Source organism: Ectothiorhodospira sp. BSL-9, assembly GCF_001632845.1.
GTDB lineage: Bacteria > Pseudomonadota > Gammaproteobacteria > Ectothiorhodospirales > Ectothiorhodospiraceae > Ectothiorhodospira.
The window spans coordinates 1623522-1644956 of sequence record NZ_CP011994.1; the positions used below are offsets into that span (position 1 = coordinate 1623522).

The 21435-nt window shown below is 62.5% G+C and carries 20 protein-coding genes; 14 read left to right on the top strand and 6 right to left on the bottom strand.

All coding sequences use genetic code 11. The features are described from left to right. Positions 1 to 11: 11 nt before the first annotated feature. From ECTOBSL9_RS07610 to ECTOBSL9_RS07635, 6 genes are read left to right on the top strand one after another with little or no spacing between them, the layout of a single operon-like run. On the top strand, positions 12 to 839 hold the full coding sequence (locus tag ECTOBSL9_RS07610; protein ID WP_063466077.1) for an XrtA system polysaccharide deacetylase: 828 nt from the start codon (positions 12 to 14) through the stop codon (positions 837 to 839). Further along, the gene (locus ECTOBSL9_RS07615; protein ID WP_063464559.1) at positions 836 to 1900 is read left to right on the top strand and encodes a FemAB family XrtA/PEP-CTERM system-associated protein; all 1065 of its coding nucleotides are present in this window, start codon (positions 836 to 838) and stop codon (positions 1898 to 1900) included. The genes ECTOBSL9_RS07610 and ECTOBSL9_RS07615 overlap by 4 nt, the downstream gene beginning before the upstream one ends. Further along, positions 1900 to 3144, top strand: a complete 1245-nt coding sequence (locus tag ECTOBSL9_RS07620) for a TIGR03087 family PEP-CTERM/XrtA system glycosyltransferase (protein WP_082830053.1) — start codon at positions 1900 to 1902, stop codon at positions 3142 to 3144. The genes ECTOBSL9_RS07615 and ECTOBSL9_RS07620 overlap by 1 nt, the downstream gene beginning before the upstream one ends. A 15-nt stretch (positions 3145 to 3159) precedes the next feature. Further along, entirely contained in the window at positions 3160 to 4773 is a 1614-nt protein-coding gene (gene xrtA, locus ECTOBSL9_RS07625; protein WP_082829812.1) for an exosortase A, read from the top strand. Beyond that, the gene (locus ECTOBSL9_RS07630; protein ID WP_063466079.1) at positions 4766 to 5998 is read left to right on the top strand and encodes a glycosyltransferase; all 1233 of its coding nucleotides are present in this window, start codon (positions 4766 to 4768) and stop codon (positions 5996 to 5998) included. The genes xrtA and ECTOBSL9_RS07630 overlap by 8 nt, the downstream gene beginning before the upstream one ends. Positions 5999 to 6031: 33 nt before the next feature. Then, positions 6032 to 7945: an XrtA/PEP-CTERM system amidotransferase gene (locus ECTOBSL9_RS07635; protein ID WP_063464561.1), complete on the top strand. Its 1914-nt coding sequence runs from the start codon at positions 6032 to 6034 to the stop codon at positions 7943 to 7945. On the opposite strand, the gene ECTOBSL9_RS16525 is transcribed toward ECTOBSL9_RS07635, so the two are convergent. The 3 genes from ECTOBSL9_RS16525 to ECTOBSL9_RS07650 are packed head-to-tail and all read right to left on the bottom strand — an operon-like array spanning position 7887 to position 9840. Beyond that, the gene (locus ECTOBSL9_RS16525) at positions 7887 to 8447 is read right to left on the bottom strand and encodes a hypothetical protein (RefSeq protein WP_082829813.1); all 561 of its coding nucleotides are present in this window, start codon (positions 8445 to 8447) and stop codon (positions 7887 to 7889) included. The two genes, ECTOBSL9_RS07635 and ECTOBSL9_RS16525, sit on opposite strands and share 59 nt — an antisense overlap. Then, positions 8444 to 8743, bottom strand: coding sequence for a nucleotidyltransferase domain-containing protein (locus ECTOBSL9_RS07645; RefSeq protein WP_063464563.1), 300 nt, complete (start codon positions 8741 to 8743; stop codon positions 8444 to 8446). Before ECTOBSL9_RS07645 ends, ECTOBSL9_RS16525 begins: the two co-directional genes overlap by 4 nt. Positions 8744 to 8772: 29 nt before the next feature. Continuing rightward, positions 8773 to 9840: a 3-deoxy-7-phosphoheptulonate synthase gene (locus tag ECTOBSL9_RS07650; RefSeq protein ID WP_063464564.1), complete on the bottom strand. Its 1068-nt coding sequence runs from the start codon at positions 9838 to 9840 to the stop codon at positions 8773 to 8775. 124 nt (positions 9841 to 9964) lie between these two features. On the opposite strand from ECTOBSL9_RS07650, the gene ECTOBSL9_RS07655 reads away from it, so the two are divergent. Continuing rightward, positions 9965 to 11305 carry a phenylacetate--CoA ligase family protein gene (locus ECTOBSL9_RS07655; protein ID WP_063464565.1) on the top strand — a complete coding sequence of 447 codons (1341 nt, stop codon included), beginning with the start codon at positions 9965 to 9967 and terminating at the stop codon, positions 11303 to 11305. A gap of 109 nt (positions 11306 to 11414) precedes the next feature. Next, positions 11415 to 12395 (top strand): polysaccharide deacetylase family protein, encoded by a 981-nt coding sequence (locus tag ECTOBSL9_RS07660; protein ID WP_240481086.1) that lies wholly within the window; start codon positions 11415 to 11417, stop codon positions 12393 to 12395. Positions 12396 to 12465: 70 nt separating this feature from the next. Here the strand turns inward: ECTOBSL9_RS07660 and ECTOBSL9_RS07665 are convergent, their stop codons facing one another. Both ECTOBSL9_RS07665 and ECTOBSL9_RS07670 read right to left on the bottom strand, forming a co-directional pair. Then, positions 12466 to 13713 carry a glycosyltransferase gene (locus tag ECTOBSL9_RS07665; RefSeq protein WP_063464566.1) on the bottom strand — a complete coding sequence of 416 codons (1248 nt, stop codon included), beginning with the start codon at positions 13711 to 13713 and terminating at the stop codon, positions 12466 to 12468. After that, on the bottom strand, positions 13703 to 14920 hold the full coding sequence (locus ECTOBSL9_RS07670) for a TIGR04063 family PEP-CTERM/XrtA system glycosyltransferase (RefSeq protein ID WP_063464567.1): 1218 nt from the start codon (positions 14918 to 14920) through the stop codon (positions 13703 to 13705). Before ECTOBSL9_RS07670 ends, ECTOBSL9_RS07665 begins: the two co-directional genes overlap by 11 nt. A 221-nt stretch (positions 14921 to 15141) precedes the next feature. Here ECTOBSL9_RS07670 and wecB point away from each other — a divergent pair, with 221 nt between their 5' ends. Further along, on the top strand, positions 15142 to 16272 hold the full coding sequence (gene wecB, locus ECTOBSL9_RS07675) for a non-hydrolyzing UDP-N-acetylglucosamine 2-epimerase (protein WP_063464568.1): 1131 nt from the start codon (positions 15142 to 15144) through the stop codon (positions 16270 to 16272). 24 nt (positions 16273 to 16296) lie between these two features. On the opposite strand, the gene ECTOBSL9_RS07680 is transcribed toward wecB, so the two are convergent. Beyond that, complete coding sequence (locus tag ECTOBSL9_RS07680) at positions 16297 to 18138, bottom strand: asparagine synthetase B (RefSeq protein ID WP_063464569.1); 1842 nt, start codon at positions 18136 to 18138, stop codon at positions 16297 to 16299. 120 nt (positions 18139 to 18258) lie between these two features. On the opposite strand from ECTOBSL9_RS07680, the gene ECTOBSL9_RS07685 reads away from it, so the two are divergent. The 5 genes from ECTOBSL9_RS07685 to ECTOBSL9_RS07705 all read left to right on the top strand — a co-directional run bounded on the left by ECTOBSL9_RS07685 (position 18259) and on the right by ECTOBSL9_RS07705 (position 21428). Continuing rightward, positions 18259 to 18996, top strand: coding sequence for a class I SAM-dependent methyltransferase (locus ECTOBSL9_RS07685; RefSeq protein WP_063466081.1), 738 nt, complete (start codon positions 18259 to 18261; stop codon positions 18994 to 18996). A gap of 156 nt (positions 18997 to 19152) precedes the next feature. Further along, on the top strand, positions 19153 to 19401 hold the full coding sequence (locus tag ECTOBSL9_RS07690) for an acyl carrier protein (RefSeq protein ID WP_063466082.1): 249 nt from the start codon (positions 19153 to 19155) through the stop codon (positions 19399 to 19401). A 13-nt stretch (positions 19402 to 19414) separates the two neighbouring features. After that, a complete protein-coding gene (locus ECTOBSL9_RS07695) occupies positions 19415 to 20221 on the top strand; it encodes a hydrolase 2, exosortase A system-associated (protein ID WP_063464570.1) in 807 nt (268 codons plus the stop codon). Next, a complete protein-coding gene (locus ECTOBSL9_RS07700; protein ID WP_063464571.1) occupies positions 20218 to 21135 on the top strand; it encodes a hydrolase 1, exosortase A system-associated in 918 nt (305 codons plus the stop codon). The genes ECTOBSL9_RS07695 and ECTOBSL9_RS07700 overlap by 4 nt, the downstream gene beginning before the upstream one ends. Further along, entirely contained in the window at positions 21132 to 21428 is a 297-nt protein-coding gene (locus ECTOBSL9_RS07705) for an acyl carrier protein (protein ID WP_063464572.1), read from the top strand. The genes ECTOBSL9_RS07700 and ECTOBSL9_RS07705 overlap by 4 nt, the downstream gene beginning before the upstream one ends. Positions 21429 to 21435 lie beyond the last annotated feature (7 nt).

The following is a 21435-nucleotide window of genomic DNA, read 5'->3' on the forward strand; positions in this document are numbered from 1 at the left end:
TCCGCAATGCCATGACCGTGGATGTGGAAGACTACTTCCAGGTCTCCGCCTTTGAGGAACACATCTCCCGGGGGAGTTGGGACGATCTGCCCTGCAGGGTGGAACAGAACGTGGATCGCATCCTGCAGCTCTTCGCAGACCAGGACGTGAAGGCCACCTTCTTTTATCTGGGTTGGGTGGCTCGCCGCTACCCGGAACTGGTGCGGCGCACCCGGGACGAGGGCCACGAGATCGCCAGCCACGGCTGGTCCCATATTCGGGCCACGGAACAGACCCAGGAGGCCTTCCGCCAGGATGTCTCCCGCACCAAGGCGCTGCTGGAGGACGTGACCGGCGACCCGGTGCAGGGCTATCGGGCCGCCAGTTACTCCATTGGTCGGGATAACCTCTGGGCCCTGGATGTCCTCCAGGACACGGGGCACCGTTACAGTTCCAGCATCTACCCCATCCGCCATGACCTCTACGGCATGCCCGAGGCCCCCCGGTTCGCCTTTTACCCCGTGGATGGCGACCTGCTGGAGGTGCCGGTGACCACCCTGGAACTGGCTGGCCAGAAATTCCCCTGCGGCGGTGGCGGCTATTTTCGGCTCTTCCCCTATCACCTGTCCCGCTGGGCCATCCAGCGCATCAATCAGGCCGAGGGTCAGTCGGCGGTGTTCTACTTCCACCCCTGGGAGATCGACCCGGACCAGCCCCGCCAGGAGAACATCGGTCTCAAGACCCGGGTCCGCCATTACCTCAACCTGAAGCGCACGGAATCGCGCCTCAAGCTACTGCTCAAGGACTTTCACTGGGACCGCATGGACCGCGTGTTCCTGGAGCCTGCCCCCAGCCCATGACCGCACAGCCAAAGACCTCAAGCCCGCCCACGAACCTGACCATCCGGCGCCTGGAGCCGGACATGGAATCCACCTGGGAGGCCTTCGTGGATGCCTGCCCCCATGCCACCTTCTTCCACCGGGCCGGCTGGAAACGGGTGCTGGAGCAGGCCCTGGGGCATAAGGGCTATTACCTTTATGCCGAGTCCGGGGGCCGCATCCGGGGTGTGTTGCCCCTGGGGCATGTGAAGACCCTGCTGTTCGGCAACGCCCTGATCTCCGTGCCCTTCTGTGTGTACGGTGGCGTGGCCGCCGAGGATGCCGAGGCCGAGCAGGCCCTGATCCAGGCCGCCCGGGAACTGGCCGAGGCACTTCAGGTGGACTATCTGGAACTGCGCCACCGGGAGCGGCGCCTGCCCGACTGGCCCTGCAAGGATGACCTGTACGTGACCTTCCGCAAGCCCATCGACCCGGACCCGGATGTGAACATGAAGGCCATCCCCCGCAAGCAGCGGGCCATGGTGCGCAAGGGCATCAAGCGGGAACTGGCCTCGGAGCTGGATACGGGCATCGACCGCTTCTTCCCCATCTATGCCGACAGCGTGCGGCGCCACGGCACGCCGGTGTTCGCCCGCCGGTTCTTTCAGGCCCTGATGGATGAGTTTGGCGAGGCCGCACAGGTGACCACGGTCAGCCACGACGGACAGCCGGTCAGCAGCGTGCTGAGCTTTTATTTCCGGGACGAGGTGCTGCCGTACTATGGCGGCGGCACCCCGGAAGCACGGGACCTGGCGGCGTTCGATTTTCTTTACTGGGAGGTGATGCGCCGGTCTGGCCAAGAGGGCTATCGCCTGTTCGACTATGGCCGCAGCAAGCGGAGCACGGGTTCGTTCAGCTTCAAGAAGAACTGGGGCTTCGAACCTGAACCGTTGTACTACGAATACCACCTGGTGCGGGCGAAGGATGTTCCGGACATCAATCCCTTGAACCCCAAGTACCGGCTGTTCATCGCTGGCTGGAAGCGGCTGCCGTTGCCGGTGGCTAATTTATTGGGGCCGGTGATCTCAAGGGGGCTGGGATGATGGATAAGCCCCACTTGCTCTTCCTGGCCCACCGGATTCCCTATCCCCCCAACAAAGGGGACAAGATCCGCTCCTTCAACCTGCTCAAGCACCTGGCCGGGCACTACCGGATCCATCTGGGATGCTTCGTGGACGACCCGGCGGACTGGCACTACCAGGACGACATCACCGCCTACTGCGAGGATGCCTTTCTCCATGCCCTGAACCCCCGCCTGGCCAAGTTGAAGAGCCTGCGCGGACTGCTCACCGGCCAGGCCCTCACGGAACCCTATTACGCCGATGCCCGCATGGCCGAGTGGGTACACCGCACCCTGGACAGGGGCGACATGGATCGCGTGCTGGTCTTCTCCTCGGCCATGGCCCAGTACCTGCGGCCCGAGGACTACGCAAGGCGCCATGTGGTGGTGGACTTCGTGGATGTGGACTCCGATAAATGGCGTCAGTACGCCCCCACGCATCGGTTCCCCATGAGGCCGCTCTACCTGCGCGAATCACGCAAACTGCTGGCCTTCGAACGCCAGATTTCTGCTCGGGCCACCGCCGGGGTCTTCGTCAGCCACGAAGAGGCGGAACTGTTTCGCCAGCTGTCCCCCGAGACCGCGCGCACCACCCATGCCATCGACAATGGCGTGGACGTGGATTACTTCTCACCGGAGCAAGGCTATCCCTCTCCCTATATTGCCGGGGACCGGCACCTGGTGTTCACCGGCGCCATGGATTACTGGGCCAATGTGGACGCCGTGCGCTGGTTTGCGGAGACGATCTTCCCAGGCATTTACGAGCAGTGCCCCAAGGCCCGTTTCACCATCGTGGGCGCCCGCCCCAGTCCGGAGGTGACACGATTGGGAGAGATCGAGGGCGTGCATGTGACCGGGGCGGTGAAGGACGTGCGTCCTTACCTGGCCTACGCAGCGGCCGCCGTGGCGCCCCTGCGGATAGCCCGCGGGGTGCAGAACAAGGTACTGGAAGCCATGGCCATGGCACGCCCGGTGATTGCCACCCCCCAGGCCATGGATGGCCTGCGGGTCTGTGAGGATGTGGACCCCCTGGTGGGCGAAACCCCCGAGGCCCTGCAGGCGCTGGCAGTGGCGGCCCTGACGGGGGAGATCCCGGATGATACCGGAGCGCGGAATCGGGCGTGTGTGTGCAGGCATTACAGTTGGGCGGAGCACATGGGGCGATTTGTGGATTTGCTGGAGAGTGAAAGGCCCGGGGATGAGGGGAACGGCGGGCACCATGCCTAAAACACCAGGAACACCATGAACACCACTCCATCACCAACAGAAGCCCAACACGCCGCCCAGGCCCCCAGCAAGGCCAGCAAGAGTGGCCTCCCCTGGCCCCTGGCCCTGGGCCTGCTCGCCTTCACCTTCCTCGCCATGCTGGCCCTCTACTGGCCCAGCGTGGAGCGCCTGGTGAACATCTGGGCCAGTTCCGACACCTATGCCCACGGCATGGTCATTCTCCCCCTGAGCCTCTTCCTGGCCTGGACCCAGCGCCATCGCCTGGCACAGGTGACCCCCACGCCCAGCCTCTTCGGCGCCCTGGTCATCCTCGCCCTGGGCATGGGCTGGTTCCTGGCGCGCGCCGCGGATGTCACCGTCGTGCAGACCTTCGTGGTGGTGGCCATGGTGCCCGGCCTGGTGCTGGCCATCATGGGCTGGCAGGTCTCCCGGGTGCTCATCTTCCCCCTGGCCTATCTGTTCTTCGCCTGGCCCGTGGGCAGCTTCCTGGTGCCCATCCTGCAGGACTACACCGCCTGGTTCACCGTGTGGATGCTGCGTTTCAGTGGCATCCCCACCTTCGCCGAAGGCTATTACATCAGCATCCCCGCCGGAGATTTCGTGGTGGCCGAGGTATGCAGCGGCATCCGCTACCTCATCGCCTCCGTGGCCCTGGGATTGGTGTATGCCTATCTGGTCTACCGCAGCATCTGGCGACGTCTGGCCTTCGTGGCCCTGTCCATCATCGTACCCATCGTCGCCAATGGCCTGCGCGCCTACGGCATCATCATGATCGCCCACTGGACCGACATGGAACACGCCGTGGGCGTGGATCACCTGATCTACGGCTGGCTCTTCTTTGGCGTGGTGATGTTCCTGCTGTTCTGGATAGGTACCTTCTTCCGGGACGACCATGAACCCCTGAGCACCAAAGTGGCTGGCGAGAAGGCCGCGTCGGCCGCCGGCACGGCGGTGTCCGGCACCCGCCGCCTGGCCTCTCATGCCACCCCCATCGTGGCCGTGATGGTGGCCCTCGCCCTGGCGCCTGCCAGCGAACTCGGGCTGGATCAGCGCATGGCCAGGCTGGCCGGAGACCTGAAGCCCCTGGCGCCTGCGGTGACTCAATGGCAGGGCCCCGAGCGCCTGGAGGACCCCGCCTGGAGCCCCCGCTGGGCCGAGCCCGATGCGTTGTCCCAGGTGGTGTACACGGGCTCAACCAACGAAGTGGAACTGCACCTTTTCCACTACCACCACAATCAACCGGGCACCGACCTGATCCGCTACGACAACCGCATCTTCGATGGCGATCAATGGCGAAGGATCGCTCAAGGCAGCGCAACCGTCACCTTGCCCGATGGGGGGCAGCGCCCGGTGCGCGAGACCCTCCTGCGTGGCCGGGGAGGGCAGGACCGTGTGGTTTGGCACTGGTATCAGGTGGCAGGTCACACCACGGTGCGCCCCATCGAGGTGAAACTTCTGGAAGCCTGGGCTCGCCTCTCCGGCCATCGTGACGGCTCGATGCTCGTGGCGGTGAGTGCCGAGTTCCAGGTCTCACCCGATGAGGCGCGTGAGGTGCTGGCCGCCTTCCTGGAGCAGGCACCGCGCCGTGTCGATGTGGGCGAACGCAAGGCCCAAGCTGTCCATGACTGATCAGCCCTCCAATGTGTCCAGGCCACCCCTGGTGGCCCATATCATCCACCGTCTGGATGTGGGCGGCATGGAAAACGGCCTGGTGAACCTGATCAACCACATGCCGGCCGACCGCTATCGACATGCCATCATCTGCATGACCGGTTACACGGATTTTGCCCAGCGCATCCAACGGGACGACGTCAGCCTCCATGCCCTGAACAAGCGCGAGGGCAAGGATCTGGCCGTGCATGGCCGACTCTGGCGCCTGCTGCGTGAACTCAGGCCCGAGATCGTTCACACCCGCAACATGGCGACCCTGGAGGCTCAGGTGCCCGCCGCTCTGGCAGGCATTCGCCGCCGGGTGCATGGTGAGCACGGCTGGGATATGGGGGATCTGGATGGCTCACGCCTCAAGACCCAGCGGCTGCGTCGGCTCGTGCGGCCGCTGGTGGGGCAGTACATCGCCCTGTCCCGGCATCAGCTGGGGTATCTGGCGGACCAGATCGGGGTGCCGGCCTCACGGTTGAATCATGTGTGCAACGGGGTGGATACGGGGCGATTTCGGCCGGCGGGGATGGGTGAATCCTCAGTATCTTCCGGGGCAGGAGGTGCGATCGAGGGTCGGGGCGTTGGTCTTCGCGGCCAGGGGCCGCTCCCACGGGTGCCCAGGGAGGCATTACCGGAGGGGTTCGCGCCGGAGGGGGCCACCGTGATCGGGGCCGTGATGCGGATGCAGGCGGTGAAGGCGCCCGAGGTTCTGGCGGAGGCCTTCATTGCGTTATGCCAGCGCCCTGAGCATGAGGGAGCGCGATTGGTGATGATCGGCGATGGCCCGAAACTGGAGGCATTGCGTGAGCGCCTGGGTGAGGCGGGCGTGCTGGATCGCACCTGGCTTCCCGGTGCCCGGGATGATGTGCCGGACCTGATGCGGGCCATGGACCTGTTCGTCGTGCCCTCGCTGGCTGAGGGCATCTGCAACACCATCCTGGAAGCCATGGCCACCGGCCTGCCCGTGACCGCCACCCACGTGGGTGGCAACCCGGACCTGGTGGAGGAGGGGCACACCGGCCGCCTGATCCCCGCCGGGAATGTTGGGGCTCTGGCAGATGCCCTGGCCGAGTATCTGGCCTCGCCGGAGACTGCGGTAGCCCATGGGGCGAATGCACGCGCCCGCGCCGAGGCATCCTTCAGCATGGATGCCATGGTTCGGGGGTATCTGGATGTTTATGATGGGCTGATGTGAGCGGTCCTCACCTCAATCAAAGAGAACAAGTTTATGTGCGGCATCACAGGGATATTCGACACCCGCGAACAGCGCCCCATCGATCGGGCATTGCTGGAACGCATGAACCAGACCCAGTTCCACCGGGGCCCGGACGAGGGCGGCATCCACGTGGAACCCGGGCTGGGCCTGGCCCATCGACGCCTGTCCATCATCGACCTTTCCAGCGGCCAACAGCCCCTGTTCAACGAGAACGGCTCCGTGGTGGTCACCTACAACGGCGAGATCTACAACTTCCCGGAGCTGACCGAAGAGCTCAAGGCCGCCGGCCACGATTTTCGCACCCATTGCGACACCGAGGTCATCGTGCACGCGTGGGAAGAATGGGGCGAGGCCTGCGTGAAACGCTTCCGGGGCATGTTTGCCTTTGCCGTGTGGGACCGGAACGTGGATACCCTGTTCATCGCCCGGGATCGCCTGGGCATCAAGCCGGTCTACTACGCCATCAGGCCCGACGGCATGCTCACCTTCGCCTCCGAGCTCAAGGCCCTCATGGCCGACCCGAACCTGCCCCGGGCCCTGGACCCGCAGGCCGTGGACGACTACTTCGCCTACGGCTACGTTCCCGAACCGCGCACCATCTACGATGCCGTTCACAAACTCCCGCCAGGGCACACCCTGTCCATCCATCGCGGCCTGCGGGTGCCGGAACCCCGCATTTACTGGGACGTGCCGTTCCGCGACACCGGCCCCATGAGCGAGGCCGACGCCATGGAAGGGCTGGAGGAACGCCTGCGTGAGGCCGTGCGCGTGCGCCTGGTGGCCGAGGTGCCGCTGGGGGCCTTCCTCTCCGGCGGCGTGGACTCCAGTGCCGTGGTGGCCATGATGGCCGGCCTGTCATCCGACCCGGTGAAGACCTGCTCCATCGCCTTCAGCGACCCAGCCTATGACGAATCCGCCCACGCCGCCCAGGTGGCGGAGCGCTTTGGCACCAGTCATCAGGTGCGGCAGGTGGATCCGGATGATTTCGGGCTGCTGGACCGCCTGGCGGAGCTCTACGATGAGCCCTATGCCGACAGCTCGGCCCTGCCCACCTACCGGGTGTGCGAGCTGGCGCGGGAGCAGGTGACCGTAGCGCTGTCCGGCGATGGCGGGGATGAGAATCTGGCCGGCTATCGGCGCTACCGTTTCCATGTGCAGGAAGAGCGCCTGCGGTCCATGATGCCCCTGGGCCTGCGCCGTCCGCTGTTTGGCGCCCTGGCACACCTCTACCCCAAGGCCGACTGGGCGCCCCGGATGTTCCGTGCCAAGGCCACCTTCCAGGCTCTGGCCCGGGATGCCGTGGAGGGGTATTTCAACAACAACGCCATTATCCGCGACGAGCAGCGCAACCGCCTCTACAGCGAGTCCTTCCGGCGCAGCCTGCAGGGTTATCACCCAGTGGAGGTCCTGCGCTACCACGCCCAGCGCTCCCCCACGGACCACCCCCTGTCGCTGGTGCAGTACCTGGACATGAAGACCTACCTCCCCGGCGACATCCTCACCAAGGTGGACCGCGCCAGCATGGCCCACGCCCTGGAAGTGCGCGTACCGATCCTGGACCACCCCCTGGTGGAGTGGATCTCGGGTTTGTCACCGGACATGAAGCTCAAGGGCGGGGAGGGCAAGTACATCTTCAAGAAGGCCATGGAGCCCCACCTGCCCCACGATATCCTCTACCGCCGCAAACAGGGCTTCGCCGTCCCCCTGGCCCAGTGGTTCCGCGGGCCTCTAAAACAACGCTTACAGGAAACCATCCTGGGCGACCGGCTCAGGGACTCCGGCATCTTCGACATGAACACCCTCCAGCACTTGGTAGACGCCCACGTCAGCGGCCAGCGGGACTACAGCGCCCCGCTGTGGAGTCTGTTCATGTTCGAGGCGTTCTTGCGGCGCAATGAGGGGGGAGGGAATCCGGGCGCTCAATAGCCCCAGGAAGTCGCTCCTCTGGCAGATTCAGGCGCGTGCGGGCATCCTGGCGCAGGCTCTCATAGGTGTCCATCAGCATCAGGGCATGATCCCTGGCCAGCAGCAGGCTCGCGGCAAACTCCGCGGGGCAGGTCATGTATTCATGGACCATTTCGTTGCGAAGCTTCCGTGCTTCCAACCACTCCGACGTGCTGCTCAGCACCCCAAGTCGCTCAGCTCGATTCAGCACCTCAATCTGGCTGCCTGGGGTTTCCGCCAGTGCCCTCAGCCAACGAGGCAGCAGCTTGTCGGCGATGGTGTCCTGCATTCTGGAGAATCTCGATACAAAGGCCTCGAGCCTCTCAGCCATGTCCGGTCGATCTTCCAGTTGGCGAACCCATTCCTCGGAGATGTTTTCGGTGTAAAGGCGTCGCCAACTGTAGGCCAGGTGATGTCCCTCTCGAGATACAATCTCCAGGGTGTGAAGAAAACGATCAACCGGTAAGAATTCCTCCCGACTCATAAACGTATACCTGTTTTCAGCGCCCGATCATGGATCGGCTGGCGGGGAGTGTTCGGGTCCAGCACCAGCACATCGATGGGTTGGTCGCCCAGTGCCATCTGAAGCCGCGCCACCATCCGCAGGGATTGGCGCTTTCGCTCCTCCTGGGGATGACGGCACTGGATCAGCAGGTCAATATCCCCACCGCGCAGGGAGTCGTCTACCCTTGAGCCAAACAGCCACACCTGTGCCTCGGGGCCAAACACATCCCGCGCCGTTTGCTTGATGACCCTAGTCTGATCGGTTGACAGTCGCATTGGCTCACTCGAAGACTCAAAACAGGCTCTCAGGCCTGTTCACGGACCTTCCGCAGCACCTCGGCCCCTTCCCGGATCATCTCCTCCGTGGTGGCCCAGTTCACGCAGGCATCGGTGATGGAGCAGCCGTAGCGCAGCTGCGACCGATCCTCCGGCATGGGCTGATTGCCTGCCTCCAGGAAGCTCTCCACCATCAGACCAACGATGGACTGATTGCCCTCGCGGATCTGGTGCATCACATCCTTCATCACCAGTGGCTGCAGTTCCGGCTTCTTGGAAGAATTGGCATGGGAGCAGTCCACCACGATGTTCTTCGGGATGCCCGCCTTCTCCAGGGCCTGCTCGGCCAGGGCCACCGAGACCGTGTCGTAGTTGGGCTGACCATTGCCGCCGCGCAGTACCAGATGCCCATAACGGTTACCCCGGGTGCGCAGGATCACCGACTGGCCATCACTGCCGATCCCCAGAAAACTATGGGGACTGGAAGCCGACAAGATGGCGTTCACCGCCACGCCCAGATCCCCATCCGTGCCATTCTTGAAGCCCACCGGCGTGGACAACCCCGAGGACATCTCCCGGTGGGTCTGCGACTCTGCCGTGCGGGCGCCGATGGCCGTCCAGGCGATCAGGTCCCCGTAATACTGGGGCGCGATGGGGTCCAGGGCCTCGGTGGCCGCAGGCAGGCCCAGCTCGTTGATGTCCATGAGGAAACGCCGCGCCTTGGCCATCCCCTCGTCGATCCGGAAGCTGTCATCCAGATAGGGGTCGTTGATGAAACCCTTCCAGCCCACCGCAGTACGGGGCTTCTCGAAATACACCCGCATCACCAGCAGCATGGTGTCGGACACCTCGTCGGCCAGCACTTTCAGCCGCCGCGCATAATCCAGCCCCGCCTCCGGGTCGTGGATGGAGCAGGGCCCCAGCACCACGAACAGCCGCGGATCCTTGCGATCCAGGATGTCGCACAGGGCCTGACGCCCCTGCAGCACCGTGTGCTCCGCCGCCTCGGACATGGGCAACTGGGACTTGATCTCCCGAGGCGAGGGCATGTAATCCACGGAGGCGATGTTGAGGTTGTCGGTCTGTGCGCTGCTCATACGGCGTGTCCGGGTCATGTGAATGGCAATCTGGTCAGTTTAACGCGAAAAGCTGGGGCTGTGCGTTGCGGGGTGGGGGATAGCCCAATAGACTGAGTCGTCAAATCCTGGATGATTTCGGCCCATGACCCTCAAAGAGCAACTCACCCGGCATGCCCTGCTGCCGCTGCATGAATGGCTGCGGGGGCGGAACACCATTCGGGAATGGAAACGGTTTCGCGCCAACGATCGACTCTCGCCCGAGGCATTCCGGGAGCTACGCCTCACCAAGCTGCGGCAACTGCTGCAGCACTGCGCCCATCATGTTCCCTACTACCGCGAGGTGTTCGAGCAGGCCGGCATCACCGACCCGGGGCACTGCGGCCTGCAGGATCTACAGCGCCTGCCCATCCTGGAGCGTTCCATCCTCCGAAACGAGGGCAATCGCCTTATTACCGAAGGCTGGGAACCCCGGCTCATCCGCTACAGCACCGGCGGCTCCACCGGCGAGCCTTTGGTGTTTTATACGGACAAGCATCGCGAATCCTGCCTCAACGCCCAGAAACTGCGGGCCCGGTCCTGGTTCGGTGTGCATCCGGGGGATCGGCAGGTGGACTTCTGGGGCTCGCCCATCGAGATGTCCCGGCAGAGCCGCGTTCGCGTCCTCAAGGATCGCTGGCTGCTCAACCAGGTGGTGCTCTCCGCATCCAACCTCACCCCGCAGCGCATCGCCGACTACCTGGACTTCCTCGGCCATTTCCGGCCCCGCCTGATCTACGGCTACCCCACGGTGATCTATCGCGTAGCCCAGCATCTGCTGGAACACCCGGGCCTGTTGGGCGATTACCGCCCGCGCCTGATCGCCTGCACCTCCGAGATGCTCCTGCCCCACCTGCGCGAGACCATCACCCAGGCCTTCGATTGCCCCGTGGCCAATGAATATGGATCCAGAGACGGCGGCCTGATCGCTCACGAATGCCCCGAGGGGCATCTCCATATCATCGCGGAGCAGGTCATCGTGGAAGTGGATCAGCCGGACGACAACGGCGTGGGTGATCTGCTGGTGACCAACCTGGATGGCTACGGCATGCCCTTCATCCGCTATCGCATCGGGGATCGCGGCGCCCTGACCGACGAACCTTGTCCCTGTGGGATACCCCTGCCGCGCCTTCGCGAAATTCAGGGCCGGGCGAACGATTTTCTGGTGGGGCGCGATGGCCGCCTGATCCACAGTTCCACCGCCAACTACATTCTCCGCGAGATCCCCATTCTCCGGCAGTATCAATTGCGCCAGCGGCCCGATCACAGCTTCGACCTGACCATGGTTCCGTCCCGCCCCCTGACGGAAGGGGAGCAGGACCATATCCGCGCTGGCCTGTGCCGCATCCTGGATGAATCCGTGGCGGTGCGTTTCCAGCCGACCGAGAGTATCCCTCCCGAGAAGTCTGGCAAGTATCGCTGGGTGATCAGTGAGGCAGCGGCATGAGTGTGACCCCCAAACACCTGAGCCCGCTGCCATGCCTCAAGTGATGAGTTTGCTCAGGGCCCATCGACGAGATGCTCATGACAACGGGAACGCTAGCGGAGAAGTGCCCATGATGACCCCAAACCTGATCGGGGCGATGCGCCCCGTCATTCGCTGGTTGGCCCCCGGAGAATCTCAGGCGCGTTTGTCCATCCTGATTTACCACCGTGTACTCCCCGAGCCCGACCCTTTGTTGCCCAGCGACCCGGATGCCGCCACCTTTCGATGGCAGATGCAGGTGGTCTCGAAATTATTCAATGTCGTGCCCTTGTCGGAGGCGGTAAAACGCCTGCAAAACGGCACTCTGCCGCCCCGTGCCGCCTGCATCACGTTCGATGACGGCTACGCGGACAACCACGACGTGGCGCTCCCCATCCTCAGAGAGCAGGGCCTGCCGGCCACGTTTTTTGTAGCCACCGGCTTCCTCGATGGCGGCATGATGTTCAACGACCGCGTGCTGGAGACCATTCGCCGTATGCCGTCGGGGGACCTTGATCTGGTGGATATCGGTCTTGGCAAGCGCCGTATCGACGGCCTGGGCGAACGCAAGGCCCTGATCAAGGAAGTGATTCAATCGGTGAAGTACCTGGAGAGCGGCGAGCGCGAGGAGAAGGTCGCACAACTGGCGGCCGAATGTCCGCAGGCCTTGCCCACAGATCTGATGATGACCTCGGCACAACTGAAGGGCCTGGATGCCGCCGGTATGGAGATCGGAGGCCACACCCACAGCCATCCGATCCTGGCGCGCCTCGAGGATGATCAGGCTCGGGCTGACATCCTCAAGGGCAAGGAGATACTGGAATCGCTGCTAAGTCATGATGTGCGTCTGTTCGCCTATCCCAATGGCAAGCCGGGTTCAGACTATTTGGCAACACATGCGGAGATGGTGCGCGCCTGCGGTTTCGACGCCGCTGTGTCCACCGCCTGGGGCGTTTCCACAGCGCAAACCGATCGTTACCAACTGGCCCGATTCACACCCTGGGATGCCACGCCAGGCCGCTTTGGCCTCAGGCTGGCCAGAAACCTTCTCAACTGCCATCGCCCTGATTGATTCCCGCCTGCCGTCTGCGCCTCTCCAATCCCTGTGAGGTGTGTCAGTCGGATCTCTTTCAAAGGCAGGATCACCGGCCCTCAAGGTCGGAGCACGGGACGGAAGACTCGCTCCGGGCATGGATGGCGCGGAAGATCTCGACGAGTTCCGGGATGCGATGCTGCCATGCGTTATCACGGGCATGACGCAGTATCGCCTCTGTGTCCCATGTGGCTGTTAACGCTTGATGCAGGGCGTCCTCAAGGGCCTTGGCGTCTCCGAAGGGCACCAGCAAACCCACATCCGGTGAGTTGACCACTTCCGCGTTACCACCCACGCGGGTGGTAACGATGGGAAGACCGCAAGCGGAAGCTTCAAGGAATACATTGGCCCAGCCTTCGAAGCGTGTGGCCAATACAAAGACATCACCGGCGGAATAGAGGTATCTCAGTTCATCGGGGGATACCGGCCCGAGAAGATGGACACGGTCCTCCAGCTGAAGGTCCTGGATTTGTTGTCTGAGTTGCGGTTCGTTGTTGCCCTCGGGCGTGGCTCCACCGGCGATTGCAAAATGCAGGTCCGGGATCCGTTCAAGCAACGACGGCATCACCTCGATCACGCGATGAAAGCCTTTTCGTTCCGTTAATCCACCCACCGACACCAACAGGCGTGCATTGGCAGGCAATCCATACCGCTCGCGACCTGACACCCGGTCCTCTGGTCCGAAGCGATCAAGATCCACCCCATTGCCCACAACTCGCACATGATCAGGCGGATGTCCCCAGGCAATGGCATCCTGACGTAACGAGTCGGCAACGGACAGCACTAAAGACGCCCCCTTGAGCGCCTGTTGGATTTGTTTTTTTTCCATTGGGCTGCGCTCGAACCGCCTCAGGCTACCTCGAAGCGTCACCGTGTAAGGGCAGCCAAGCCATCGGCTAAGCAGTTTGGCGGCCACGCCATCTGGATAGATAAAATGGGCATCAATGATGTCGAAGCGATGTTCCCGCTTCAGTCGACGCATGAGCCTCCAGGATCCAAGGGCCTGAAACCAGCCGTCTGTCCATTTGAGAAAGCCTGGAAACGAAAAGTAGCGTGGATGATAGACATCAATACCATCCTGGGTCTCGTGCAGAGGCAAGCGAGGACGGTATTCTGGTTTGAATCGTCTCAGTAAACCTTGAAAGGGAAACCAAGGTGCTGGGGCCACGACCACCAGTTCCAGTTCCTGAGCGACACGGCGCATGCGTTCCCGAACAAACAATCCGAAGTTGGGCTGGCTTGAGTTCGGGTATACATGGGTGTAAACCACGAGCCGAGGGCGTCGTTCAGGTGACATGGCTCTTCTCCAGGGGGCCCAGAGAGGCACGGTAAACGCCCTGATAGCGTGCAACACTGGTGCTCCAATTCCGTTCCTGCTCAACAAAGCGCCGTCCGGAGGCCCTGACGCCATCCCAGTCCGACTCTCGTGTGAGGGTTCCGATAATGGTTTCAGCGAGGGCCTTGGAGTCTCCCGCTTGGAACAGCCAACCTGTTTCGCCGTGGCGGATCAACTCCCGGTGTCCGCCCACGTCGGATGCAACCAGTAATCGACCCTGCGCCATGGCTTCTAGTGGCTTGAGCGGGGTTACCAGTTCCGTTAGGCGCATCGATAAGCGAGGATAAACAAGGAGGTGAACAAGATCGTAATAGGTCTGTATTTGCTCGTTGGGGATGCGGCCGGTGAAGATCACATCTTTCTCGACGCCCATGCGCGCGGCCTGCTGCTTGAGGTTATCTTCCTGTGGTCCTCCGCCGACCAATAATATCCGTATATCCGGTGCCTGCTGTTTGATCAGCGGATAAGCGTCGAGCAGCAGCCTTAAACCTTCATAAGCATAAAAAGATCCGATAAAACCCAGCACGAGGCAACCTTTCAGGCCCAACGACTCTTGCAGTGTCGGATCGGCCTGGCCGCCCAATGTGAAACGGTCCGGGTCGACTGCGTTTGGGATGACGGTGACCTTTTCCGGCGGGACACCCCGGTCAATGATGTCCTTGCGTAGCCCCTCGCAAATCGTCGTGACGTGGTCTGCTCGCTTGAGCGCAAATGTTTCCAAGGCACGACTTAGACGGTAGCGGAGGCCTCCCTCACGACTCGTTCCGTGATCCACGGCGGCGTCCTCCCAGAAGGCGCGCACCTCGTACACCACGGGTATGCCGAGCCGTTTCCCCACCCATAACGCTGGTAAGGCGTTCAAAACCGGTGAGTGAGCATGCAGGATATCGGGGCGGAGGGTTTCGGCAAGCCGCCTCAAGCGCCGACTTAACTGTTGCATCAGACGCAATTCCCGAAGTACCGGCAGTTTGGGTAGATCGGCTGGAGTGCGATGGAAGTGCAGCCCTTCCACATCCTCCTCAAGCACCCCGTTCCCCGTATGTTTCGGGCTGGTGAGGTGGAAGGTTTCCCAGCCAAGCCGGCGCTGCTCCTTCAGGATGGCGACGGTACGAAATGTATAGCCGCTGTGGTGGGGGATGGAATGGTCAAGGATGTGTAGGATTTTCATGGGCTTGGGGAATGGCTGTTGGGGCGTGCGTGCAGGACATGAAGCCCTGGGCGCCTAAGACGGCGGGTGCTTGAGTGGCTCCGCCGGGAAGTGTGCCGGTTCTTGGGCCGGCTTGCCAAATTCTTGGTCACATTTTAACTCCAATGGGCGGGAAGTAGGGCAGAGCTTCAATTCTGCAGGTTCACCGACTACCATGGAGTTCGTTCCAAGGAGAGTTCCCTATGCCCAGTTCGCAGCTGCGCCCGATTCTGTGTGTCGTTGGCGCTCGTCCCAACTTCATGAAAATCGCCCCCATCATGCGGGCATTCCGTGAAGAAGGCATACCCGCCTGGCTCCTGCATACCGGACAGCATTACGATGAGGAGATGAACGCCTCTTTTTTCAGGGACTTGGGCATACCCGAACCCGATGTCAATCTTGGTATCGGTTCGGGAACCCACGCACAGCAAACAGCGGACATCATGCGTAAGGTCGAACCGGTGATGGACGAGCAAAATCCTGCCGCCGTGCTGGTCGTGGGTGATGTCAATTCCACCATTGCCTGTGCGCTCGTCGCTTCAAAGAAGGGCATCCCGGTGATCCACGTGGAAGCGGGGCTACGGAGCGGAGATCGGAGCATGCCTGAGGAAATCAATCGGGTGCTCACGGATCAGATATCCGATCTGCTCTTTACAACCGAGCGCTCAGCGGCGGATAACCTGGTTCGTGAGGGCATCGACATCGAGCGGGTTCACTTCGTCGGTAACGTGATGATTGACACGCTTTATTACAATCTCCAGAGCGCCAAGCCGGTTGCCGAGACCCTGGCGGAATATGGTCTCGATCCCAGGATCGCTCATGATCCTGCAGGATTCGCCTTGGTAACGCTTCATCGGCCATCCAACGTGGATGACCCCAAGATTCTCGGCGGTATCGTGGATTGCCTGAGCCAGATTTCTCGTGATCTCCCCTTGATCTTCCCTATTCACCCCCGTACCCGGGGGAGGTTGGAGAGCTTCGGTCTGATGGAAAAGCTGGCCTCGAACCGGATTACATGCACTCCACCGATGGGGTATCTGCAGTTGCTGGGGATCATGAAGGAATCTCGCGTCGTTCTCACGGATTCCGGGGGCATTCAGGAGGAAACCACTGCGCTAGGCATCCCCTGCATCACCCTGCGCGAGAACACGGAACGGCCGATTACCGTGACGGAAGGGGGCAATGTGCTCGTGGGGCATGACCCGCAGCGGATCATCGCGGCTCTGGGGGAGGCAATCAATCACCGCAGGGGAGAACCAATGCGCCCGGAGCACTGGGATGGTAAAGCCTCTCAGCGGATCGCGTGCATCCTCCGGGCCTGGTTGACGTCATAGCATTGGCACCCATCATGGCGCTTCTCAGGGGCTGTGTGGACCCCTGGCATCATGTGACTCCATCCACAGATCCAGCATCATCAAGATCCACACCATCTCCCCATAATAGGCCGCATGCTGCTGGTGCAATTGGATGAGCTCATCAATGAAGGCAGGCTTCATGATCCTCCGCCCCTTGAAGCGCAGCAGGCCATCGTAGGCCATCTCCCTGAGCGGGGGATGGTCCTGCATCCACACCCCGAACGGCAAACCAAACCCGTGTTTCTTCTTGTGGATGATCTCATCGGGCAGGAAGCCCGTCATGGCTTCCTTGTAAAAGTGCCGCAAACGCCCCTTTGAGGCCTTCATGCGGGAAGGCACACGGCAGGAAAACTCAATCAGGCCGTCATCGAGCATCGGATACACCACATCCACACCCGCCAACTGGCACATACGACTCACCTTGCGCAGATCGTTGTCCGCCAGGGTCTGCTGCCAGTCCAGGTACATCATGCGGTTCAGTGCCGAGGCCTCAGCGGGGCGGTGGTAGATATCCCTAAGGAGTGACCAGGGGGCATCTTGATCCACTCGCCCCAAAAAATCCGGCTGGAACATGTCGGCCAGAGTCAGGCGGTACAGATGGTTGTAGGTCTGCAGCCGGTCGGGCAGCGGGACGCGGGCCTGTTCCACATAGCTGCGGGCCTTGCCCAGCAGGGGCACGCCTCGGGGCAGCCTCGTGAACAGGGGCTCCAATAGGGAACGGCGCAGCGGCCCTGGCAGGCGGCCCCAGAGTTCGAACACATCCTGCTTCACGTAACGGGCATTGCCGGCAAAGAGCTCATCGCCGCCATCCCCCGCCAGCATGCGCTTGATGCCGGCATCCGCGGCCATCCGCGCACAGAAGTAGGCGGGCAGGGCCGAGGAGTTGCCGAAGGGTTCATCGTAGGCCGCCGCGATCAGCGGCACTGCCTCCACCACGTCCTCGGGGGTCACATAGTATTCATGGGCCCGGGTGTTGAAATGGCGCGAGGCCGTTCGGGCGTATTCCATCTCATCGTAGCCCGGAGCATCGAAGCCGATGCTGAAGGTGTCGGCCTCGCCGGGGCGCTGCCGGGCCAGGAAGCCGCTCACCGTGGAGCTATCCAGCCCGCCGCTGAGAAATGCCCCGGTCTGTGGCTCATCGCTCAGGCGTTGCACCGAGGCCTCCAGGCGCTGGCGCAACTCCTGCCCCAGGGCGGCCCCGTCGGCCCCGGCCGGTTCCTGGAACACCGGCTGCCAGTAGGGCTTCACCCGGGCCGGGCCCTCGCCTTCCAGGATCAGGCACTGGCCGCCCTGGAGCTTTTCCAGCCCGTCATACAGGCTGACCGGGGCTGGCAGCATGTGGAAGAAGAGATAATGAAAGAGGCCGTTGGGTGTGACTCGCCGCTCCATCCCCGGATGGGCCAGTACGCTGGCGGCCGAGGTGCCGAAGGCCACACCGCCCGGAATGCGGGAGAAGAACAGGGGGAACTGGCCGATGCGGTCGATGCCCACCATCAGGCGGCGGTTGTCCGGGTCCAGCACGCAGGCGGAAAAGTCTCCACCCAGGTGCTCGAAGGTGCCCAATCCGTGCCGCTGGTAGGCTTCCAGCAGGGCGGTCGCCGGGCTGTGGTCACGGGCCAGCGCGGCGAGTTCAGCTTCATGCCACTGGGGGTGCCCCACAATGGCCCCGATCACGCCGCCGGGCTGTCCCGCCACCCAGCCATCCCGCGTCGTGCAGGCACCACCCCGCGTGTTTTGTGCATCTGTCTGGGCGCTGGGCATGGCCTGCAATGCATCGGCGCACGCGCCCCCAGTGTGGCTGGCCCCCTCGCCATCCGTGATGAACCATCCGCAGAGTCCTGACATATGCCTGTTCGCCTGTGGGGATTGGGTTATATACTTCGTGGCTTAAAAATCATCCATTCAGCGGGTCATCATAAAACATCCATGCCCCTGGGGGCATCCGGCCCGGTCAACTGGCTTGCCATGAGATCCCAATTCGAAGAAGTCTGGCGTAAACGTTTCACGGAGCGCGGGCGCCTTTTCGAGGACGATGCCGGCATTGCCGGCTGGACCGACACCGGCCTGGAAACCCGTTTGAGACACTTTCAGCGGATGTGGCCGGGCGATACCGCGGGTGCCCACTGGCTGGATGTGGGCTGCGGCGCGGGCAGCTACACCCGCTACCTGTTGGAGCAGGGAGTAGCGCCGGTGGGGGCAGATTATTCCCTCCCCTCGGTGCAAAAGGCCCGGTTGCGCAGTGATGCGACCCTTCAGTGGTTGGTGGCCGACGCCACTCGGCTGCCACTGAAGCCCGGCACCATGGATGGGGTCATGTGCTTTGGCGTGATGCAGGCACTCTCAGGTCCCGAAAAGGCCTTGAGTGAGCTGGTTTCGGCCACCCGGCCGGGGGGGCAGATCTGGATCGACGCCCTCAACCGGGGGTGTCTCACCACCCTGATCAAGCGCCTGATGGCCAGGCTACGCCGCCGACCGCTGAACCTGCGTTACGATGACCCCTGGGCGCTGGCCGCGCTCCTGGAAAAACTCGGTGCCGAGCAGGTTCGGTTGTACTGGATTCCCATCCTGCCGGGGCGTTTGAGTCGCTTTCAGCCCTGGGTGGAGTCCGAGCCGGTCCATGCAATCCTCAAGCATCTGCCCTGGCTGGGTGCGTTGTTGAGCCACGCCTTTCTGGTGTCGGCCAAGAGAGGCATGGAATCTTGAGTAAACTATCGCTGGATACCGTTCGTCAGGTCGGGCATTTCATCCAGTTTGGCTGGTGTTGCCGTAGGTGGGACGTGATACGATTTTGTGACCAACCTCCCAAAAATCCTTGATTGACGCCAGTCCGAAAGAAGACAACAGAGGGTCGTGTACAGCATGTCAACGGAAGCAGCCATCAAAAAGATCCTGGACTCGGTTCTCAACCTGGGGGGGCGAGCCGAGGGTTTCGATCGATCAACGCCACTGCTTGGCAGCGTGCCTGAACTGGACTCCATGGCGGTGGTGAATCTGCTCACGTCCCTGGAAGAACAATTCGGCATCATCGTTGACGATGATGAGGTGAGTGCGGAAACCTTCGAGACCCTAGGGAGCCTGGCCGATTTCGTCGAGGCCAAGAGCAACTGAGCGGTCATTCTCCATGGAGGCAGCGTTCATCCAAGGCACTGCGGGACGTTTGTTCACCGTGGTCCACCCTCCCGCCCAGGGCGCGGCCCGTGGGTGTGTGCTCTTTGTGCCCCCCTTTGCCGAAGAGATGAACAAGTCCCGTCGCATGGTCAATCTTCAGGCTCGGCGGTTGGCGGCGGCGGGCTATGCCGCGATGATTCCCGACCCGTTTGGCACTGGCGATAGCGAAGGGGATTTTGGCGAGGCCACATGGGATATCTGGCTGGATGATCTGGATCGTTGCCTGGATGTCTTGCGTCAGCGCTGGAATGCCCCGTTGGTGCTTTGGGGGCTGCGCACCGGGTGCCTTCTCATCTCCGATTTCTTGCAGCGACATGAGAGTTTGCGCCCACAAGCCACGCTGCTGTGGCAGCCGGTCACCCAGGGCGAGCGTTTCCTTGTCCAGTTTCTGCGCCTGCGCATGGCCTCGGGCATGATGGGGGGCACCAAGGAGACCACCGGGGCCCTCAAGGCGCGGCTGGACGCGGGAGAGGATCTGGAGATCGCAGGTTACCGATTGTCCCCCAGCCTGGCCCGGTCCTTGGGCGAAGCTCAGCTAAGTCCGCCAAAGAGCGGTGCCATCATCTGGCTGGAGGTACTACCGGGCGGCATGGATGAGTTGCCCGCCATCTCCCAGAAGTGCCTCACGGAATGGACCGGGCAGGGCGCTGTTGTCGTAACCGGCACCGTGCCGGGTGACCCCTTCTGGACCACGCACGATATTTGCGAGGTGCCCGCACTCCTGGATCGGACGCAGCGCTATCTGGATGAGGTCGCCTGATGGAACAGGTGGTGAACTTTCCGGTACAGGGCGAAGAACTCCTCGGCGTGTTACACCGACCGGAGGTGGAACCTCTGCGGCAGGGGGTGTTGATCGTTGTGGGAGGGCCGCAATATCGCGTGGGTAGCCATCGCCAATTCGTTCTGCTGGCCCGTCACCTCGAAGCAAATGGCGTGGCGGCCATGCGTTTCGACTACCGAGGCATGGGCGATGCCAGCGGTGACCAGCGGGATTTCGAGGACGTGGATGAGGATATCAAGGCTGCCATTGATGCCTTCCTGACGGAGTGCCCGGAATTGGATCGGGTGGTCATCTGGGGGCTGTGCGGTGCGGCGTCAGGCGGTCTGACCTACGCATGGCGTGATCCCCGTGTGTCGGGTCTGATCCTGCTCAATCCCTGGGTGAGAACGGAGGAAGGGCTCGCCAAGGCCTACCTCAAACACTACTATCTCCAGCGCCTGTTCAGCCGCAGCCTGTGGGCGGATCTGTTGCGAGGCCGCTTGAATCCCATCACCTCCTTGCATTCCATTCTGCAGCTGGCTCGTCGGGCCCTGGGCAGAAAATCCGCGGGCGGGGGCGACCCTGGCGCTGCCACACAGGACAAAAGCCAGCCCCTGCCGGACCGTATGGCTGAAGGCTGGCGGCGGTTCCAGGGTGACATTCTCGTGATCCTCAGCGGCGAGGATCTCACGGCCGCCGAGTTTCGGGATACGGCGGCCCAGGCGCCTGCATGGGATGGGCTGCTGGCCGACTCCCGAGTGGAAGTAAAGGAATTGCGGGCTGCCAATCATACCTTTTCCCGCCAGGAATGGCGGGCACAAGTGGAACGTTGGACCCTGCAATGGGTGCAGCGGCGAGCCTCGGGTGGGTCGAGTCGATCCGCCCCGGTATCGATGGAGAAGGTCATTTCATGACAGCCACGATTGATCAGGTGCGAGTGCTCATAGACAACGCCCTTGGAACGGGGGGCCGGGCGCTTCGTCTGGACAGGGATTCCCGCCTGTTGGGGAGCATACCGGAGCTCGATTCCATGGCGATCGCTGCGTTGATCACCGCGCTGAGCGATCATTTCGACATCGTCATTGATGATGGTGAACTCGATGCCGAGTTATTCGCTACCCTGGGCACCCTGACGGACTTCGTGGAGCAAAAGCGTGGGGGAGAGACACCGGCAATGAGTCCTCAGCGTGACTCGCACGGCGGCTAGCCAAAAT

Coding starts and splice junctions, on each gene's coding strand:
- ECTOBSL9_RS07665 (WP_063464566.1), bottom strand. CDS start 13,713: ATGTCACCTGAACGACGCCCTCGGCTCGTGGTTTACACCCATGTATAC.
- ECTOBSL9_RS07650 (WP_063464564.1), bottom strand. CDS start 9,840: ATGAGCAGCGCACAGACCGACAACCTCAACATCGCCTCCGTGGATTAC.
- ECTOBSL9_RS07645 (WP_063464563.1), bottom strand. CDS start 8,743: ATGCGACTGTCAACCGATCAGACTAGGGTCATCAAGCAAACGGCGCGG.
- ECTOBSL9_RS07655 (WP_063464565.1), top strand. CDS start 9,965: ATGACCCTCAAAGAGCAACTCACCCGGCATGCCCTGCTGCCGCTGCAT.
- ECTOBSL9_RS07635 (WP_063464561.1), top strand. CDS start 6,032: ATGTGCGGCATCACAGGGATATTCGACACCCGCGAACAGCGCCCCATC.
- wecB (WP_063464568.1), top strand. CDS start 15,142: ATGCCCAGTTCGCAGCTGCGCCCGATTCTGTGTGTCGTTGGCGCTCGT.
- ECTOBSL9_RS07630 (WP_063466079.1), top strand. CDS start 4,766: ATGACTGATCAGCCCTCCAATGTGTCCAGGCCACCCCTGGTGGCCCAT.
- ECTOBSL9_RS07615 (WP_063464559.1), top strand. CDS start 836: ATGACCGCACAGCCAAAGACCTCAAGCCCGCCCACGAACCTGACCATC.
- xrtA (WP_082829812.1), top strand. CDS start 3,160: ATGAACACCACTCCATCACCAACAGAAGCCCAACACGCCGCCCAGGCC.
- ECTOBSL9_RS07695 (WP_063464570.1), top strand. CDS start 19,415: ATGGAGGCAGCGTTCATCCAAGGCACTGCGGGACGTTTGTTCACCGTG.
- ECTOBSL9_RS07680 (WP_063464569.1), bottom strand. CDS start 18,138: ATGTCAGGACTCTGCGGATGGTTCATCACGGATGGCGAGGGGGCCAGC.
- ECTOBSL9_RS07690 (WP_063466082.1), top strand. CDS start 19,153: ATGTCAACGGAAGCAGCCATCAAAAAGATCCTGGACTCGGTTCTCAAC.
- ECTOBSL9_RS07685 (WP_063466081.1), top strand. CDS start 18,259: ATGAGATCCCAATTCGAAGAAGTCTGGCGTAAACGTTTCACGGAGCGC.
- ECTOBSL9_RS07610 (WP_063466077.1), top strand. CDS start 12: ATGACCGTGGATGTGGAAGACTACTTCCAGGTCTCCGCCTTTGAGGAA.
- ECTOBSL9_RS07620 (WP_082830053.1), top strand. CDS start 1,900: ATGGATAAGCCCCACTTGCTCTTCCTGGCCCACCGGATTCCCTATCCC.
- ECTOBSL9_RS07670 (WP_063464567.1), bottom strand. CDS start 14,920: ATGAAAATCCTACACATCCTTGACCATTCCATCCCCCACCACAGCGGC.
- ECTOBSL9_RS07660 (WP_240481086.1), top strand. CDS start 11,415: ATGATGACCCCAAACCTGATCGGGGCGATGCGCCCCGTCATTCGCTGG.
- ECTOBSL9_RS07705 (WP_063464572.1), top strand. CDS start 21,132: ATGACAGCCACGATTGATCAGGTGCGAGTGCTCATAGACAACGCCCTT.
- ECTOBSL9_RS16525 (WP_082829813.1), bottom strand. CDS start 8,447: ATGAGTCGGGAGGAATTCTTACCGGTTGATCGTTTTCTTCACACCCTG.